At 64.6% G+C, this 15,743-nt stretch carries 17 protein-coding genes and 1 tRNA gene; 7 read left to right on the top strand and 11 right to left on the bottom strand.

Features of this window, described 5'->3' with window-relative positions:
• Positions 1-74: 74 nt before the first annotated feature.
• The 8 genes from accD to rpsA all read right to left on the bottom strand — a co-directional run bounded on the left by accD (position 75) and on the right by rpsA (position 7,851).
• Positions 75-1,016, bottom strand: a complete 942-nt coding sequence (accD, locus tag QMZ05_RS10370; protein ID WP_050425714.1) for an acetyl-CoA carboxylase, carboxyltransferase subunit beta — start codon at positions 1,014-1,016, stop codon at positions 75-77.
• 104 nt (positions 1,017-1,120) lie between these two features.
• Positions 1,121-1,957, bottom strand: coding sequence for a tryptophan synthase subunit alpha (trpA, locus tag QMZ05_RS10375; RefSeq protein ID WP_353700675.1), 837 nt, complete (start codon positions 1,955-1,957; stop codon positions 1,121-1,123).
• Entirely contained in the window at positions 1,954-3,171 is a 1,218-nt protein-coding gene (gene trpB / locus QMZ05_RS10380; RefSeq protein WP_353700676.1) for a tryptophan synthase subunit beta, read from the bottom strand. The genes trpA and trpB overlap by 4 nt, the downstream gene beginning before the upstream one ends.
• Complete coding sequence (locus QMZ05_RS10385; RefSeq protein WP_353700677.1) at positions 3,168-3,827, bottom strand: phosphoribosylanthranilate isomerase; 660 nt, start codon at positions 3,825-3,827, stop codon at positions 3,168-3,170. Before QMZ05_RS10385 ends, trpB begins: the two co-directional genes overlap by 4 nt.
• Before the next feature lie 75 nt (positions 3,828-3,902).
• A complete protein-coding gene (locus tag QMZ05_RS10390; protein ID WP_353700678.1) occupies positions 3,903-4,289 on the bottom strand; it encodes a LapA family protein in 387 nt (128 codons plus the stop codon).
• Between the two features lie 83 nt (positions 4,290-4,372).
• Positions 4,373-4,702 carry an integration host factor subunit beta gene (locus QMZ05_RS10395; protein ID WP_050426527.1) on the bottom strand — a complete coding sequence of 110 codons (330 nt, stop codon included), beginning with the start codon at positions 4,700-4,702 and terminating at the stop codon, positions 4,373-4,375.
• A 174-nt stretch (positions 4,703-4,876) separates the two neighbouring features.
• Complete coding sequence (gene sppA, locus QMZ05_RS10400; RefSeq protein ID WP_353700679.1) at positions 4,877-5,854, bottom strand: signal peptide peptidase SppA; 978 nt, start codon at positions 5,852-5,854, stop codon at positions 4,877-4,879.
• A 287-nt stretch (positions 5,855-6,141) separates the two neighbouring features.
• A complete protein-coding gene (gene rpsA, locus QMZ05_RS10405; RefSeq protein WP_018269280.1) occupies positions 6,142-7,851 on the bottom strand; it encodes a 30S ribosomal protein S1 in 1,710 nt (569 codons plus the stop codon).
• 502 nt (positions 7,852-8,353) lie between these two features.
• Here rpsA and QMZ05_RS10410 point away from each other — a divergent pair.
• Positions 8,354-8,527, top strand: coding sequence for a hypothetical protein (locus QMZ05_RS10410; protein WP_353700680.1), 174 nt, complete (start codon positions 8,354-8,356; stop codon positions 8,525-8,527).
• A 77-nt stretch (positions 8,528-8,604) separates the two neighbouring features.
• Here QMZ05_RS10410 and cmk read toward each other — a convergent pair whose 3' ends face one another.
• Both cmk and aroA read right to left on the bottom strand, forming a co-directional pair.
• Positions 8,605-9,234 (bottom strand): (d)CMP kinase, encoded by a 630-nt coding sequence (cmk, locus tag QMZ05_RS10415; RefSeq protein WP_353700681.1) that lies wholly within the window; start codon positions 9,232-9,234, stop codon positions 8,605-8,607.
• Positions 9,231-10,568, bottom strand: a complete 1,338-nt coding sequence (aroA, locus tag QMZ05_RS10420; protein WP_353700682.1) for a 3-phosphoshikimate 1-carboxyvinyltransferase — start codon at positions 10,566-10,568, stop codon at positions 9,231-9,233. Before aroA ends, cmk begins: the two co-directional genes overlap by 4 nt.
• A gap of 146 nt (positions 10,569-10,714) precedes the next feature.
• On the opposite strand from aroA, the gene QMZ05_RS10425 reads away from it, so the two are divergent.
• The 3 genes from QMZ05_RS10425 (at position 10,715) to QMZ05_RS10435 (ending at position 11,703) form a co-directional block, all read left to right on the top strand.
• Positions 10,715-11,122: a TIGR02300 family protein gene (locus QMZ05_RS10425; RefSeq protein WP_074131087.1), complete on the top strand. Its 408-nt coding sequence runs from the start codon at positions 10,715-10,717 to the stop codon at positions 11,120-11,122.
• Positions 11,123-11,231: 109 nt separating this feature from the next.
• Positions 11,232-11,307: transfer RNA gene (locus QMZ05_RS10430), tRNA-Ala, on the top strand.
• 159 nt (positions 11,308-11,466) lie between these two features.
• Complete coding sequence (locus QMZ05_RS10435) at positions 11,467-11,703, top strand: GIY-YIG nuclease family protein (RefSeq protein ID WP_353700683.1); 237 nt, start codon at positions 11,467-11,469, stop codon at positions 11,701-11,703.
• Positions 11,704-11,716: 13 nt separating this feature from the next.
• Here the strand turns inward: QMZ05_RS10435 and QMZ05_RS10440 are convergent, their stop codons facing one another.
• On the bottom strand, positions 11,717-12,178 hold the full coding sequence (locus QMZ05_RS10440) for a MarR family transcriptional regulator (RefSeq protein ID WP_353700720.1): 462 nt from the start codon (positions 12,176-12,178) through the stop codon (positions 11,717-11,719).
• Positions 12,179-12,349: 171 nt separating this feature from the next.
• On the opposite strand from QMZ05_RS10440, the gene QMZ05_RS10445 reads away from it, so the two are divergent.
• The 3 genes from QMZ05_RS10445 (at position 12,350) to ugpB (ending at position 15,722) form a co-directional block, all read left to right on the top strand.
• Entirely contained in the window at positions 12,350-12,775 is a 426-nt protein-coding gene (locus QMZ05_RS10445) for an organic hydroperoxide resistance protein (RefSeq protein ID WP_076863571.1), read from the top strand.
• A 212-nt stretch (positions 12,776-12,987) separates the two neighbouring features.
• Positions 12,988-14,193, top strand: a complete 1,206-nt coding sequence (locus tag QMZ05_RS10450; protein ID WP_353700684.1) for a CaiB/BaiF CoA-transferase family protein — start codon at positions 12,988-12,990, stop codon at positions 14,191-14,193.
• 212 nt (positions 14,194-14,405) lie between these two features.
• The gene (gene ugpB, locus QMZ05_RS10455) at positions 14,406-15,722 is read left to right on the top strand and encodes a sn-glycerol-3-phosphate ABC transporter substrate-binding protein UgpB (protein WP_050424109.1); all 1,317 of its coding nucleotides are present in this window, start codon (positions 14,406-14,408) and stop codon (positions 15,720-15,722) included.
• Positions 15,723-15,743 lie beyond the last annotated feature (21 nt).

Raw genomic sequence — 15,743 nt, forward strand, 5'->3', positions numbered from 1 at the left:
GCGCTTCGGATGCAGCGCCGATATCCGCGCGATCAGCGCCTCGAACGAGGCCTGCGATGGGGCGGCGCTTGCGGTCACGCGTGCGGCGCGGCCGGCACCGTCTCCGGGGCCGTGACGATCTGGGCCGGCTCGGTGACGGGCGTTGCGGGCTTCGATGCGGTTTCGAGCGCCGGCGATTTGGTGAACAGGCGGCACAGCCGGGCCAGCGTCGCCTTCATGTCGTGGCGGTGCACGACCATGTCGACCATGCCGTGCTCGCGGAGATATTCGGCACGCTGGAAACCTTCCGGCAGCTTCTCGCGGATGGTCTGCTCGATCACGCGCGCGCCGGCAAAACCGATCAGCGCGCCGGGCTCGGCGATCTGGACGTCGCCGAGCATCGCATAGGAGGCGGTAACGCCGCCGGTGGTCGGATTGGTCAGCACCACGATGTAGGGCTGCCGCGCCTCGCGCAGCATCTGCACGCCGACCGTGGTGCGCGGCATCTGCATCAGCGACAGGATGCCTTCCTGCATCCGCGCGCCGCCGGATGCGGCGAACACGATGAAGGGCGATTTCTTCTCGACCGCGAGCTCGAGCCCGCGCACCATCGCCTCACCGGCGGCCATGCCGAGCGAGCCGCCCATGAAATCGAAATCCTGCACCGCGACCACGACGCCGGCGCCCTCGAGCTTGCCGTAGCCGACCTTGACCGCGTCGTTCAGCCCGGTCTTGGTGCGCGCGTCCTTGATGCGGTCGACATATTTGCGCTCGTCGCGGAATTTCAGCGGATCGGGCGTCACCTCGGGCAGCGCGACGTCGAACCAGGTCTCGTTGTCGAAGATCGACTTCAGCCGCGCCACCGCGCCCATACGCATGTGGTAGTTCGAGCCGGGGATCACGAACTGGTTGGCCTCGACGTCCTTGTAGAACACGAGCTGCCCGGAATCCGGGCACTTGATCCAGAGATTCTCCGGCGTCTCGCGCCGCAGGATGTTGCGGATCTTCGGCCGGACGACGTTGGTGAGCCAGTTCATGGTTCGCTCCGAAATGCGGGTCGGTCCCGCACCAGCTGGATATATGGCGGGCCGGGCGAACCCGGCAAGCCGCCGTTGGCGGCCTTGTTGCCGCAAAATGTGGCTTATTCAGCGGCCTGCTTGGCGCCCCGGACCCCCAGCGCCAGCGCCGACACCAGGTCCGCCACCGCGCTCACGGTCTTCGGCGTGGCACGGCCCTCGGCATCGAGGCTGCCCTTCAGGGCATCGACCAGCGCGGTACCGACCACGGAGCCATCGGCGTTCTCGGCAATCGCACGCGCCGCTTCCGGAGTTCGGATGCCGAAGCCGACACAGACCGGCAGCGCGGTGTGCCGCTTGATGCGCGCCACGGCCGCTCCAACGACCTTCGAATCGGCCGCGGCACTGCCGGTGATTCCGGTGACCGCGACGTAGTAGACAAAGCCCGAGGTATTCGCGAGCACCGCCGGCAGGCGCTTGTCGTCGGTGGTCGGCGTCGCCAGACGGATGAAGTTCAGCCCGGCCTTGATCGCGGGGATGCAGAGCTCAGTGTCTTCCTCCGGCGGCAGGTCGACGATGATCAGTCCGTCGACGCCGGCGGTCTTGGCATCGGCCAGGAAGCTGTCGACACCGTAGATGTAGATCGGATTGTAGTAGCCCATCAGCACGATCGGCGTGGCGTTGTCCTCCTTGCGGAAGTCGCGGACCATCGCCAGCGTCTTGCGCAAGGTCATGCCGCCCTTGAGCGCGCGCAGGCCGGCAGCCTGGATCGATGGACCGTCGGCCATCGGATCGGTGAACGGCATGCCGATCTCGATGACGTCGGCGCCGGCCTTCGGCAGTGCCTTGAGGATGTCGAGCGAAGTTTTCGGGTCGGGGTCGCCGGCCATCACGAAGGTGACGAAAGCGGAGCGGCCCTGCTGCTTCAGCTCGGCGAAACGTGCGTCGATACGGGTGCTCACTTCTGCCTGCCCTTCAAGATGTCGCCGACCTGCGGCACGTCCTTGTCGCCGCGGCCCGAGAGGTTGACCACCATCAGGTGATCCCTGGGCCGCTGCGGCGCGAGCTCGGACAATTTTGCGATCGCATGCGCGGATTCCAGCGCGGGGATGATGCCCTCCAGCCGCGACAGCAGCTGGAATGCGGCCAGCGCCTCCTCATCGGTCGCCGAGAGATATTTGACGCGGCCGGTCTCGTGCAGCCAGGCGTGCTCCGGGCCGATGCCGGGGTAATCGAGGCCCGCCGAGATCGAATGCGCTTCCTCGATCTGACCGTCGGCGTCCATCAGCAGATAGGTGCGGTTGCCGTGCAGCACGCCGGGGCGCCCGCCGGCGAGCGAGGCGGCGTGCAACTGCGTCAGGCCGTGACCGGCCGCCTCGACGCCGAAGATCTCGACCGAGGGATCGTCGAGGAACGGATGGAATAGGCCCATCGCATTGGAGCCGCCGCCGATGCAGGCAATCAGCGAGTCCGGCAGACGCCCCTCGGCCTCCTGCATCTGCTTGCGGGTCTCGTGACCGATGATCGACTGGAAGTCGCGCACCATCATCGGATAGGGGTGTGGGCCGGCCACCGTGCCGATGCAATAGAAGGTGTTGTGCACGTTGGTGACCCAATCGCGCAGCGCGTCGTTCATCGCATCCTTCAGCGTGCGCGCGCCGGACTGCACCGGGATCACCTTGGCGCCGAGCATCTCCATCCGGATCACGTTCGGCTGCTGCCGCTCGACGTCGACCGCGCCCATATAGACCACGCATTCGAGCCCGAACCGCGCACACAAGGTCGCCGTCGCCACGCCATGCTGGCCGGCGCCGGTCTCGGCGATGATGCGCTTCTTGCCCATGCGGCGCGCGACCATGATCTGGCCGAGCACGTTGTTGACCTTGTGCGAACCGGTGTGGTTGAGCTCCTCGCGCTTCAGATAGATCTTGGCGCCGCCGAGATGCTCGGTGAGCCGTTCGGCGAAATAGAGCGGCGAGGGCCGGCCGACATAGTCCTTCAGATAGACATTCATCTCGGCCTGGAACGCCGGATCGGCCTTGGCGTCGGCATAGGCCTTTTCGAGATCGAGGATCAGCGGCATCAGCGTTTCCGCGACGAAGCGTCCGCCGAAAATGCCGAAATGCCCGCGCTCGTCGGGACCGCTGCGGAATGAATTGGGAAGATTTGGATTCATCGAACCATCAGTTCTTGGGTTGCGCGTGCGGCGCGGATGAAGACGCGGATCAGCTCGGGATCCTTGACGCCGGGCGTGCGCTCGACGCCCGACGAGACGTCGACGCCGCCGGCGCGGGTGACGCGGACGGCTTCAGTGACGTTGTCGGCGTTGAGCCCGCCGGAGACCATGTAGGGCAGCGCGAGGTCGAGATTTTCCAGCACGTGCCAATCGAACGGCGCGCCGAGACCTCCCGGCCGCGTGGCATCCTTGGGCGCGCGGGCATCGAACAGGATGCGGTCGGCGACGCTGACATAGCCCGGCAGCGGCGCGAGATCGGCTGTGGTCTCGACCGGCAGCGCCTTCATCAGCGGCAGGCCGAATTTCTGCTTGAGATCACGCAGCCGCGCGGTGGTTTCCTTGCCGTGCAGTTGCAGGATATCCGGCCGCAGCGTCTCGATGATGTTCTCGATGGTCGCATCGTCGGCATCGACCGTCAGCGCGACCTTGACGGCGCGACCCTTGGCCTGTTTGCCGAGCTCGCGCGCCATCTCCAGGCTGATATGGCGCGGCGACGGCGGAAAGAACACGAACCCCACCATGTCGGCGCCGCCATCCAGCGCGACGTCGAGCGTCTCGCGCGTGGACAGGCCGCAGATTTTGACGAGCAGGGGCATGGTCTCGAAACGGGTCTCAAAGCAGGTTTTCGGGCGGCCGGAACCGGGGTGAACCCTGGTCCGACGGGGCGGGTTCTACAACGTCGCGCTCTGCTTGTCTCGCCCATTGGGCACGTAAAACCCGAGCTGGGCCGCGGCCGGGCGGCGCTGCGCGTCGTCCCGGGAGGCCGCGGCCCTGAGGTCGGCGAGCTCGGCGCGGATATGGCGGGCGTCGGCCTCGTGCTGCCGGGCGGCGCGGCGCCAGCGCCCCTGCTTGAACCAGGTCGCCATACCGCCCGCGATCACGCCCAGGATCGCCGAAGCGATGATGACCACGAACAGCGGCAGTGTGACCGCAACCGTCGGCGTCACAGAATTGAACGGATCAAACGACACCGTCACCCAGTGACGGTTGGCGACGGCAAAGATGATGAAGATCAGTCCGAGCGGAATGACGACCACTGCCGTGAAAAACTTTCGCATGACCATCTCTCGCAGCGATGGAGAAAGTGCGGGCGCATCGCCCGCAGCACGGCAACGCCGGAGGCGGCGCTCAGGCGTCAGCCCTAAGCGTCAGCCTTGGGCGCGTCGATCTTGGAGGCTCCGGCCTCGGCCTCGTCGCGATTGAGACGCTCGCGCATTTCCTTGCCGGTCTTGAAGAACGGCACGCTCTTCTGGTCGACCGGCACATGCTCGCCGGTTCGCGGATTGCGGCCGGCACGCGCCGGGCGATGCTTCACCGAGAATGCGCCGAAACCGCGCAGCTCGACGCGGTCGCCACGCGCCAGCGCCGCAACGATTTCATCGAGAATCGCATTCACAATGTTCTCGACGTCCCGTTGGTAGAGGTGCGGGTTGTGCTCGGCGATACGCTGAACAAGTTCGGATTTGATCATCGAAAATGGGATCCGGGCTCTTGCGGAAACCCATTTCCGTGAAAATGCCGTGCACTGTCAAGACGCTAAATCGATTTAGGACGCCGTGAAATCGCGTGACAAATAGCCCAATTGGGGCATGCGGCGATTCCCGCAGAGCGGGAATACCTTGATCAGCACGCGTTCCGCACCCGACTAGTCGGTTCCTCCCGGCGCCCACAGCGCCAGCATGCCGTCGAGCCCAAACCGGTCCACGGCCTGGGCTACGCCACCCTGCTCGATCCGCCGCGCGATGGCGCCAAGACCGAACGCATCGAGCGTCATTGACGCTGCGGTGCGCAGGAAGGTGAGGTCGCTGAATCGCGGATTAAGCGTGTAATTGCGCACCGGCAGGTCGCTTTTGACCTTCTTCTCCGCAACCAGCCAGGCAATCGCGGTCTTTTCATCTCCCAGCTGATCGATCAGCTTGAGATCGACCGCCTGCCGGCCCGTGAAGACGCGTCCGTCAGCGACCTTCTCCAGCAGGGCATCGTCCATGCCGCGCCGCTCCTTCACCAATCCACGGAACCAGGCATAGGAATCCTTGACCAGACCCTCGATCGCGGCGCGAGCCTCGGGGCTGGTCGGCTCCATGCCGTTGGGCGCTGCTTTCAACGGTGAGGATTTGATCTCCTCCATCTTCACGCCAACGGTCTTGAGCAATTCCGAAACGTTGGGAAACTGGAAGAGCACGCCGATCGAGCCGACCAGCGAGGTCTGCTGGGCGACGATATGATCGGAGGCGATCGCGGTGATGTAGCCGCCCGAGGCCGCCAATCCCTCGACCACGACGACGAGCGGCTTCTTCGCCTTCAACTGCATCAGCGAGTCGTAGAGCTGCTCGGAGCCCGCGGTGGTGCCGCCGGGCGAATTGATATGCACGACAACCGCCGCATAGCTCGACTTGCCGAGCCGCTCCAGCGCCTCGACGCGCTGCTGGTCGCTGCGGATCAACCCGTCGATGTTGATCCGCGCGATCGTGTTCGACGCCGACAAGCTGCCGCGTCCGCCGGCGGCGATCACGCCCACGCCGACGATGGCCGCGATTGCGATGACCGCAGCGGCAACGCGCCAGAACGTCAGCTTGCGCCTGATACGGCGACGGTCGACGATCACGTCTGAATCCAGCGACATCGGTCTCTCCAGAAATGGTCAGCGCGAAAGTCCGCGCGTTTTGCAGTCGCAGCGTCACTATCAGCTTAGCCAAATACATCAATTGCGACGCAATATGAAGAAAACAAGACCCGCGGCATGACCGCATCCGTAGCCCGGATGAAGCGAAGCGTAATCCGGGAAAGCCTCACCGTGGCGAAGAACCCCGGATTTCGCTCCGCTGCATCCGGGCTACGGCAAATTGCCTCAAGCAAAAAGGGCCCCGGCTTGCACCGGGGCCCCATGGTTCGCTCAAATCGCGCGAACGCTTACTTGTCGGTGCCGCGGTTCTTCAGCGCGGTGCCGAGGATGTCGCCAAGCGTCGCTCCCGAATCGGAGGAGCCGTACTGCGCGATGGCTTCCTTCTCTTCGGCAACTTCCAGCGCCTTGATCGAGACCTGCACCTTGCGGGCCTTCTTGTCGAACTGGATGACGCGGGCATCGACCTTCTCGCCGACGGCGAAGCGTTCGGCGCGCTGGTCGTTGCGATCGCGGGCCAGCTCGGACCGCTTGATGAAGGTGGTGAACTCGGTGCCCGAAATCCGGACCTCGATGCCGCTCTCCTTCACTTCGAGCACTTCGCAGGTCACGACCGCGCCCTTCTTGACGTCGCCCGGCTCGGCGAAGGGGTCGCCTTCGAGCTGCTTGACGCCGAGCGAGATACGCTCCTTCTCGACATCGACATCGAGCACCACGGCCTTGACCATGTCGCCCTTCTTGAAGTTGTCGATGACCTGCTCGCCCGGAAGCTTCCAGTCGAGGTCGGAGAGATGGACCATGCCGTCGACGTCGCCCTCGAGACCCAGGAACAGACCGAACTCGGTCTTGTTCTTGACCTCGCCCTCGACCACCGAACCGACCGGGAACTTCTCGACGAAGACTTCCCAGGGATTGCGCATGGTCTGCTTGAGACCGAGCGAGATGCGGCGCTTGACCGAATCGACCTCCAGCACCTGCACTTCGACTTCCTGCGAGGTCGAAACGATCTTGCCGGGGTGCATGTTCTTCTTGGTCCACGACATCTCGGAGACGTGGATCAGGCCTTCGATGCCCGGCTCGAGCTCGACGAACGCGCCGTAGTCGGTGATGTTGGTGACGCGGCCGGTGAAGCGGGCACCCAGCGGGTACTTGGCTTCGATGCCCTGCCACGGATCATCCAGCAGCTGCTTCATGCCGAGCGAGATGCGGTGGGTCTCGTGGTTGATCTTGATGATCTTGACCTTCACCGTCTGGCCGATGGTCAGCACCTCGGTCGGGTGGTTGACGCGGCGCCAGGCGATATCGGTCACGTGCAGCAGGCCGTCGATGCCGCCGAGATCAACGAACGCACCGTAATCGGTGATGTTCTTGACCACGCCGTCGATCACCTGACCCTCTTCGAGGTTCTGCACCAGCTCCTGGCGCTGCTCGGCGCGGGTCTCTTCGAGAACCGTGCGGCGCGACACCACGATGTTGCCGCGGCGGCGGTCCATCTTGAGGATCTGGAACGGCTGCGAGTTGTTCATCAGCGGCGCAACGTCGCGGATCGGACGAATGTCGACCTGCGAGCGCGGCAGGAAGGCCACCGCACCGTCGAGGTCGACCGTGAAGCCGCCCTTGACCTGGTTGAAGATGACGCCGTTGACCTTTTCGTTGTTCTGGAACGCCTTCTCGAGCTTGCCCCAGCTTTCCTCGCGGCGCGCCTTGTCGCGCGACAGCACGGCTTCACCGAGCGCATTCTCGATACGGTCGAGGAACACCTCGACTTCGTCGCCGACCTTCAGGTCGCTTTCGCGGCCGGGGCCGGCGAATTCGCGCAGCGCGACGCGGCCTTCGGTCTTCAGGCCGACGTCGATGACGGCCATGTCCTTCTCAATTGCAACCACCTTGCCCTTGATGACCGAGCTTTCCTGCAGATTGCCGCCGGCAAAGGACTCATCAAGCATCGCCGCGAAATCGTCGCGGGTGGGAGTATAGGAAGACGCAGAATTCGAAACCATTTGTTCTCCAGATGCGGAATCTCGCCGGCCATTCGGGTTGATGGGCGCACCGCGCGTGAAGTGACAGGGTTCCGCAAACCCTGACGACCGCTCATTGCAGGAGGTGCAACAGCGGGCCGGCAGCAAGACTGCACGTTCGGTACGTTTGAAGTTTCCGGAGCGTGATTTAAGAAAATATCGACTTCAAGGCCTGGGAGCGGGCGTTCCTCCAGATGCGGCGTCAGTTTTGCTTGAGGATGGCTCAAACCCGGCGCCGGCCCACTCGGACACGGCCTCGACAGGGTCGATGGTGCTCCGAACGGCGCTGATATAGCCCCGGCGGCCATTTTGGGCAAGCCGGAAACGCCCGATTTACGGGCGCTTAAGGCTGATCGCGCCCGCACAGCGCTGCAACGCCTTGTTGACCGCATCACGCGAAATGCGATGCCGGCGGGCATGGCTGGAACCCGCCTTTAAGCGGTCTGCCCCTTACGATGACACCGTTAGAAACAGGGGATTACCAATGAAAAGCTTTATGGTGCTGGCGGCTTTTGCCGTCCTGACGTTTGGAAATGCCGTCGCCGCGATACCCGGCGCCGTACCGGCCGGACACGAGGCTGCCGCCCAGGCGGCGCAGCCGCTGCTGACCATGGCTGAGCAGGAACTGCCGTTCGATCGCTACTGGTCGAAGGACTGATCGATCGAGCCGCCGCTCGCCGGCTAGGGGCGCGATGACCACGGTCATCGCGCTTTTTGTTGTCCAACCTTGCCGGATCAGCGCCGGGCGCGGGCCGCCTCAACGATGGCGATGGCGGCGCGGACGCCGGCCTCGATGTCGAGATTGGAATTGTCCAGCGTGTGGGCGTCCGCGGCCGGCCGCAACGGCGCAACGGTGCGGTTCTTGTCCCGCTCGTCGCGCTTGAGGATGTCGGCGAGCACCGCTTCCTCGTCGGCGTCCTCGCCACGGGCGCGGGCCTCCAGGGTGCGCCGCCGCGCCCGCACGCGGGGGTCGGCGACCACGAAGATCTTCACGTCGGCATCCGGGCAGATCACCGTGCCAATGTCGCGCCCATCCAGCACCGCACCGGGCGGACCGGCGGCGAATTGACGCTGGAAGTTGACCAGCGCCTCGCGCACTTTTGGAAAGGCCGAGACGACCGAGGCGCCTTCGCCGACCTTCTGGGTCTTCAGGATCGGATTGCCGAATTTCTCGGGATCGAGCTCAAGCGCGACGGCAACCGCCAGCGCCTCGTCGTTGAGATCGGCGCCCTGCGCCATCATCGCGTAGGCCACCGCACGGTAGATCACGCCAGTGTCGAGATGGCGATAGCCGTAGTGGTGGGCGAGCCGCTTGCCGAGCGTGCCCTTGCCGGAGGCGGCGGGTCCGTCGATGGCGATGATCATCCGAAATCAGCTCCGAGCGCGCGCATCATCGGAATGAAATCCGGGAAACTTGTGGCGATGAAGGCTGTGTCGTCGATCTTCACCGGCCGGTCCGAAGCACAGCCCATCACCAATGCCGACATCGCGATGCGATGATCCATATGGGTGGCGACAAGGCCGCCGCCCGGAACATGGCCGCGGCCCTCGACGATCAGATCGTCGCCGGAAACCTCGACCTTGACGCCGTTGACGCGCAGCATGTCCGCGGTGGCTTCGAGACGATCGGATTCCTTGACGCGCAGCTCCTGCAGGCCGCGCATGATCGTGGTGCCTTCGGCAAACGCAGCCGCAACCGCCAGCACCAGATATTCGTCGATCATCGACGGCGCGCGCTCCGGCGGCACCTCGACGCCTTTCAGCTTCGAGGCACGGACGCGGAGCTGCGCCATCGGCTCGCCGGCATCGCCGCGCACATCGCTCTCCTCGATCGAGGCGCCCATTTCGCGCAGCGTCGTGAACAGGCCGGTACGCAGCGGATTGGTCATCACATCGGAGAACACGACGTCGGATCCTCCGACGATCAGCGCCGCCACGATCGGGAACGACGCCGAGGACGGATCGGCGGGCACCACGACGTTGGCGCCGTGCAGCTCGGGCTCGCCGTTCAGCGTGATCCTGCGGCCGTGGCTGCCTTCCTTGTCCGTGGAGATCTCGGCGCCGAAATGCTTCAGCATCAGCTCGGTGTGGTCGCGGCTCGCCTCCTGCTCGATCACAGTGGTGACGCCGGGCGCGGACAGGCCCGCGAGCAGCACGGCGGACTTGATCTGGGCCGAGGCAACCGGGGTCTTGTAGACGATCGGCACCGGATAGCGGGCACCGTGCAGCGTCAGCGGCAGCCTGCCGCCCTCCCCGATGTCGCTGGTCCGGGCGCCCATCAGCTCGAGGGGGTCGAGAATCCGGCGCATCGGGCGCGACCGCAGCGAGGCGTCGCCGTCGAAAATGGCCGCGATCGGGCAGCCAGCGACCGCACCCATCACCAGCCGGCAGCCGGTGCCGGAATTGCCGAAATCGAGCGGGGCTGCGGGCTGGGCGAAACCGCCGACCCCGACGCCCGCGACCGACCAGGTAAACGGCGCCGTCCGCTCCACCTTGGCGCCCAGCGCGCGCATGGATTTGGCGGTGTTGAGGACGTCCTCGCCCTCCAGAAGGCCGGAAATCCGGGTTTCGCCGACCGAAAGTGCTCCCAGGATCAGGGCACGGTGGGAAATCGATTTATCGCCGGGAACGCGGACCTTGCCGGCCAGCGGGCCGCATGCGCGTGATTCCAGCGGGGTTGGGGTGTCAGAATGGGCCAAGATTGTGTCCTCTCGCGCCGCGGCAGGTATCACATAGGCAACACCGCGTCACGCGCCCGTCACTTGCGCGCAAACCGCTATTGACAGCGGCTGCTCAACTAGCCAAGTGAAGCACCGTTTTTCAGCAAAATTCTGGGATGACCACGTTGGCCAAGTCCGAGCTCGGAACCAAGCGCATTTGCCCGACCACGGGCAAGAAGTTCTACGACCTCAACAAGAATCCGGTGATTTCGCCCTACACCGGTGAGGTCGTGCCGATTGCGCCCATCGCCCCCGCGCGGGGCCGCGGCGCCACCGTCAATTCGCCTGCGACCGCGGCCGACATGCCGGAGCCCGCCGAGGCCGAAGAAATGGTCTCGCTCGAGGAGGCCGATGCCGAGGAGAACACCGGCAAGGTCAAGGCCCAGGTTCCCGAATCCGAGGACGATATCGAGGTCGATGAGACTATCGACGACGATGACGACGACGATTCGACCTTCATCGCCGACGAGGAAGAGGGCGATGAGGACGTGACCGACATCATCGGTGACGTCGGCGGCGACGAAGAGACTTGATAGAAGAGACTTGAGATCGGCGCCGATCTATGATCAACGGTGCTGCCGCGCGAGTCGTCTAGGCCGCGCGGACCGGGACTGATCCCCCAGGATCGTCCCAACTGGATAAGGGGCCATAGCTCAGCTGGGAGAGCGCTTGCATGGCATGCAAGAGGTCGGCGGTTCGATCCCGCCTGGCTCCACCAGCCTTCGCTCGCTTCGCGAGCTACGGCTCGGCAAGCCTGGGGAAGTCCCTCGCAGCGAAGTGAGCGAAGGCTGCCTCGGCGTAGCCCGCAGGGCGAGGCCGGGCTCTCACAGAATCCAAATGCGTTAGCATGCTCCCTATCCGCTGCTCGGGGAGCCTCATGAAATACGTCTACATTCTCGAAAGCCTCGACGGCCTGCATTTCTACGTCGGGCTTACTGACGATCTGCGCGCCAGATTGGCGAAACACAATGCTGGCGAAGTGCCGCATACCTCGAAGTACGGACCTTGGCGGCTCAAGACCTACGTCGCCTTCAGCGATGAGAAACAAGCCGTCGCGTTTGAAAAGTACCTGAAGTCAGCGTCTGGCCGCGCCTTCGCGAAGAAGCGCCTCTAGCCACCGCGCCCCCCTACTCCCCCAGCACCGCATTCAACCGGTCGCGCAGCGCCACGATCTCGTCCTTCATCGCCAGCAGTTCGCCAACCGTGCAGTCCGAGGCCGCGAGGATCGATTGCGGGACGGCCTTGGCCTTTTCGCGCAGCGCGTGGCCCTGCGGCGTCAGCGCGATCAGCACCACGCGCTCGTCCTCGGTGCTGCGGGTCCGCTTGATCAGTTCGGCTGCTTCCAGCCGCTTCAAGAGTGGCGTCAGCGTGCCGGAATCCAGGAACAGCCGCTCGCCGAGATCCTTCACCGGCACGTCGTCGCGTTCCCACAGCGCCAGCATCACGAGATACTGCGGATAGGTCAGCCCGAGCCGGTCGAGCAACGGCTTGTAGACGCGGTTGAAGGCGTGCGCGGTCGAATAGACCGCAAAGCAGATCTGGTTATCGAGCCGCAGCGCCTGATCCGCCGCCGTCTGTTTCCTGACCATGATTCCCATCGAATCCATCTCGTTTCCGGGCCATTCTGGGCTCACGGGACCGCGAATTCAATTGCGAACAATTAAATGTGAGGCCGCATAATTTATATTGCGCACAATTCAATTGAGTGCAATGCATAGACCGTCGAATTCAAACCCAAACCCCAACCAAGGGAGACTGCGATGTCTGTGAACGTGCTCTACAAGACCAGCGCCAAGGCAACCGGCGGCCGTGACGGCCATGCGGCAACGCTCGACGGCGCGCTCGACGTCAAGCTCACCACCCCGAAGGAGCTCGGCGGCGGCGGTGGCGCCGGCAACAATCCGGAGCAGCTGTTCGCGGCCGGCTATGCCGCCTGCTTCATCGGCGCGATGAAGTTCGTGGCCTCGCAGGGCGGCCCCAAGGTTCCCGCCGATGCTTCGGTGACCTCGACGGTCGGCATCGGCCCGCGCTCGGAAGGCGGCTTCGGCCTCGCCGTCGACCTCGCCGTCTCGCTGCCCGGCCTGTCCCGCGCCGACGCCGAAGCGCTGGTCGAGAAGGCCCACCATGTGTGCCCCTATTCCAACGCGACCCGCGGCAATGTCGACGTCAAGCTGAGCGTCGTCTAATTCTGCTCTCGCCAATGGTCCGCCACGCCTTCCCGCGTGGCGGACTATTTCGTTTGCATTCGAGATGCCAGTTCGCCCTTTCCAGTTCGCTTGGCGAACGCACGCACCGCCTGCTGCATGGGCCTGCGCCGATGAGAGCATTGCGGCCTCGCCCGAACACCGTTAGCTCTGGGACCCTCGTTTTCGATCCCAACTGAGCGAAGGTTGCTTCCATGAATACCCCAGCGGCAACGGGCGCGATGACCGGACTGCGCGTAATCGATCTGACGCGCGTGCTCGGCGGCCCGTATTGCACCCAGATCCTCGCCGACCACGGCGCCGACGTGATCAAGGTCGAGCCGCCCGCCGGCGACGAGGTGCGCGACTGGGGCCCTCCCTTCCACGACGAAGACGCGGCCTATTTCGTCGGCATCAACCGCAACAAGCGCTCGATCGGCCTCGACCTCGCCTCCGAAGGCGGACGCGTGGTGCTGATGAAGATGCTCGAGACGGCCGACGTGCTGATCGAGAATTTCAAGCCGGGCACGCTCGACAAATGGGGCATCGGCAACGACGTGCTGCGCGCGAAGTTTCCGCGCCTCGTGCATTGCCGGATCTCCGGCTTCGGCGCCGACGGCCCGCGCGGCGGCAATCCGGGCTATGACGCGATCATCCAGGCGATGACCGGCATGATCGCGGCCACCGGCTCGCCGGAGAGCGGCCCGATGCGCATCGGCGTGCCGCTGGTCGACATCACCACCGGTCTCTATGCCGCGATCGGCATCCTGATGGCGCTGTCGGAGCGGCAGCGCTCGGGGCTCGGCCAGTTCCTCGAGACCACGCTATACGAGACCGGGCTTGCGATCATGCATCCGCACACCGCGAACTATTTCATGCATGGCAAGCCGCCGTCACTGACCGGCAACGAGCATCCGAACCTCGTGCCTTACGCGATCTTCCCGACCAAGACCGACAACATCTTCATCGGCGTCGGCAATGACGGCACCTTCCGCAAGCTCGCCAAGGAGATCGGCAAGCCGGAGCTCGGCACCGATCCGCGCTTCGCCCGCAACAAGGACCGCATCGCAAACCGCGATGCGCTGCGGGTCGAGCTGGCCGCGGTGTTCAGCCAGCATGAGGCCGAACCGCTGTGCAACCGGTTGCTCGCCGCCGGCCTGCCGGCCGGCCCGGTGCAGAAGATCGACCAGGCGCTGACCAACCCGCACACCATCCATCGCGGCGACGTCATCGAGAAGGACTGGTACAAGGGCGTCGCCTCGCCGATCCGCCTCGACCGCACCAAGCCGAGCCTGCGCCGCACGCCGCCGAAGTTCAGCCAGCACGCTGCGGAGGTGCTCGGCGAGTTCGGCTACTCCAGGGACGAGATCAACGGCCTCCTCGACAAGGGCGTGGTCTGCGGTCCCCAGCGCAAGCGCTAGGCCAAGCGCCAGAAAGCACACCACCCTGCGGTGCAACGTCGAGTCCGGCGTTGCACCGCACGGAGCCGGCTGCGATCTCCGCCTTTTTTACCGCTTCCCTTCGCTTCGGCTTCCCCCCTACCATGGCTTTCGTTTATACGGTCATTTGAACGTCATCCGGCGCTGATAACGCGCGCAACGAAAGATGACGTTCCAACCGGGAGGGGCTTTTGATGATTTTCCGACGACTCGGCGCTGCTGCTGTAGCCGCTGCTACGCTCGCATTCGCGTCGCCTGCATTTGCGGTGACCGAGATTCAGTGGTGGCACGCGATGACCGGCGCCAACAATGACGTCATCGTCAAGCTGGCCAACGACTTCAACGCCTCGCAATCCGACTACAAGGTGATCCCGACCTACAAGGGCGGCTACGCCGACACCATGAATGCCGGCATCGCCGCCTTCCGCGCCGGCAACGCGCCGCACATCATGCAGGTGTTCGAGGTCGGCACCGCGACGATGATGGCCGCGACCGGCGCCGTCAAACCGGTCTACAAGCTGATGGCCGACGCCGGCGAGAAGTTCGATCCGAGCGTCTATCTGCCCGCGATCACCGGCTACTACTCGACCTCGAAGGGCGAGATGCTGTCGTTCCCCTTCAACTCGTCGTCGACGGTGATGTGGGTCAATCTCGACGCGCTGAAGAAGGCCAACATCGCGGAGATCCCGAAGACCTGGCCGCAGGTGTTCGAGGACGCCAAGAAGCTGAAGGCGGCCGGCTACAATACTTGCGGCTTCTCCGGCTCGTGGGTCACCTGGGTCAATCTCGAGCAGCTGTCGGCCTGGCACAACGTGCCGCTCGCCAGCAAGGCCAACGGCCTCGACGGCTTCGACACCGTGCTCGAATTCAACGGCCCGCTGCAGGTCAAGCATCTCGAGAACCTGGTCGAGCTGCAGAAGGACAAGACCTACGACTATGCCGGCCGCACCAACACCGGCGAAGGCCGCTTCACCTCGGGCGAGTGCCCGATCTACCTGACCTCGTCGGCGTTCTTCGGCAACGTCAAGGCGCAGGCCAAGTTCAACTTCACCGCCGCCCCGATGCCGTATTATCCCGACGTCAAGGGCGCGCCGCAGAACTCGATCATCGGCGGCGCCTCGCTGTGGGTGATGGGCGGCAAGTCGGCCGAGGAATACAAGGGCGTGGCCAAGTTCCTGACCTTCCTCTCGGACACCGACCGCCAGGTCTGGATCCACAAGGCCTCGGGCTATCTGCCGATCACCAAGGCGGCCTATGCCAAGGCCAAGGAAGAGGGCTTCTACAAGGACCAGCCCTATCTCGAGACCCCGCTGCTCGAGCTCACCAACAAGGAGCCGACCGAGAATTCCCGCGGCCTGCGCCTCGGCAACATGGTGCAGCTGCGCGACATGTGGTCGGAGGAAATCGAGCAGGCGCTGGCCGGCAAGAAGACCGCCAAGCAGGCGCTGGACTCGGCCGTCGAGCGCGGCAACCAGATGCTGCGGCAGTTTGAAAAGACCGCCGTCCACTGACATGATGGTTTGAGCCCATCA

Source organism: Bradyrhizobium sp. INPA03-11B (assembly GCF_040446015.1).
Taxonomy (GTDB): domain Bacteria; phylum Pseudomonadota; class Alphaproteobacteria; order Rhizobiales; family Xanthobacteraceae; genus Bradyrhizobium; species Bradyrhizobium macuxiense_A.

What these genes read in the sequence shown, in the direction of transcription:
- accD (WP_050425714.1), bottom strand. Translation starts at nt 1,016, where the DNA reads ATGAACTGGCTCACCAACGTCGTCCGGCCGAAGATCCGCAACATCCTG.
- trpB (WP_353700676.1), bottom strand. Translation starts at nt 3,171, where the DNA reads ATGAATCCAAATCTTCCCAATTCATTCCGCAGCGGTCCCGACGAGCGC.
- QMZ05_RS10385 (WP_353700677.1), bottom strand. Translation starts at nt 3,827, where the DNA reads ATGCCCCTGCTCGTCAAAATCTGCGGCCTGTCCACGCGCGAGACGCTC.
- QMZ05_RS10390 (WP_353700678.1), bottom strand. Translation starts at nt 4,289, where the DNA reads ATGCGAAAGTTTTTCACGGCAGTGGTCGTCATTCCGCTCGGACTGATC.
- QMZ05_RS10395 (WP_050426527.1), bottom strand. Translation starts at nt 4,702, where the DNA reads ATGATCAAATCCGAACTTGTTCAGCGTATCGCCGAGCACAACCCGCAC.
- sppA (WP_353700679.1), bottom strand. Translation starts at nt 5,854, where the DNA reads ATGTCGCTGGATTCAGACGTGATCGTCGACCGTCGCCGTATCAGGCGC.
- rpsA (WP_018269280.1), bottom strand. Translation starts at nt 7,851, where the DNA reads ATGGTTTCGAATTCTGCGTCTTCCTATACTCCCACCCGCGACGATTTC.
- QMZ05_RS10410 (WP_353700680.1), top strand. Translation starts at nt 8,354, where the DNA reads ATGAAAAGCTTTATGGTGCTGGCGGCTTTTGCCGTCCTGACGTTTGGA.
- cmk (WP_353700681.1), bottom strand. Translation starts at nt 9,234, where the DNA reads ATGATCATCGCCATCGACGGACCCGCCGCCTCCGGCAAGGGCACGCTC.
- QMZ05_RS10435 (WP_353700683.1), top strand. Translation starts at nt 11,467, where the DNA reads ATGAAATACGTCTACATTCTCGAAAGCCTCGACGGCCTGCATTTCTAC.
- QMZ05_RS10440 (WP_353700720.1), bottom strand. Translation starts at nt 12,178, where the DNA reads ATGGTCAGGAAACAGACGGCGGCGGATCAGGCGCTGCGGCTCGATAAC.
- QMZ05_RS10445 (WP_076863571.1), top strand. Translation starts at nt 12,350, where the DNA reads ATGTCTGTGAACGTGCTCTACAAGACCAGCGCCAAGGCAACCGGCGGC.
- QMZ05_RS10450 (WP_353700684.1), top strand. Translation starts at nt 12,988, where the DNA reads ATGAATACCCCAGCGGCAACGGGCGCGATGACCGGACTGCGCGTAATC.
- ugpB (WP_050424109.1), top strand. Translation starts at nt 14,406, where the DNA reads ATGATTTTCCGACGACTCGGCGCTGCTGCTGTAGCCGCTGCTACGCTC.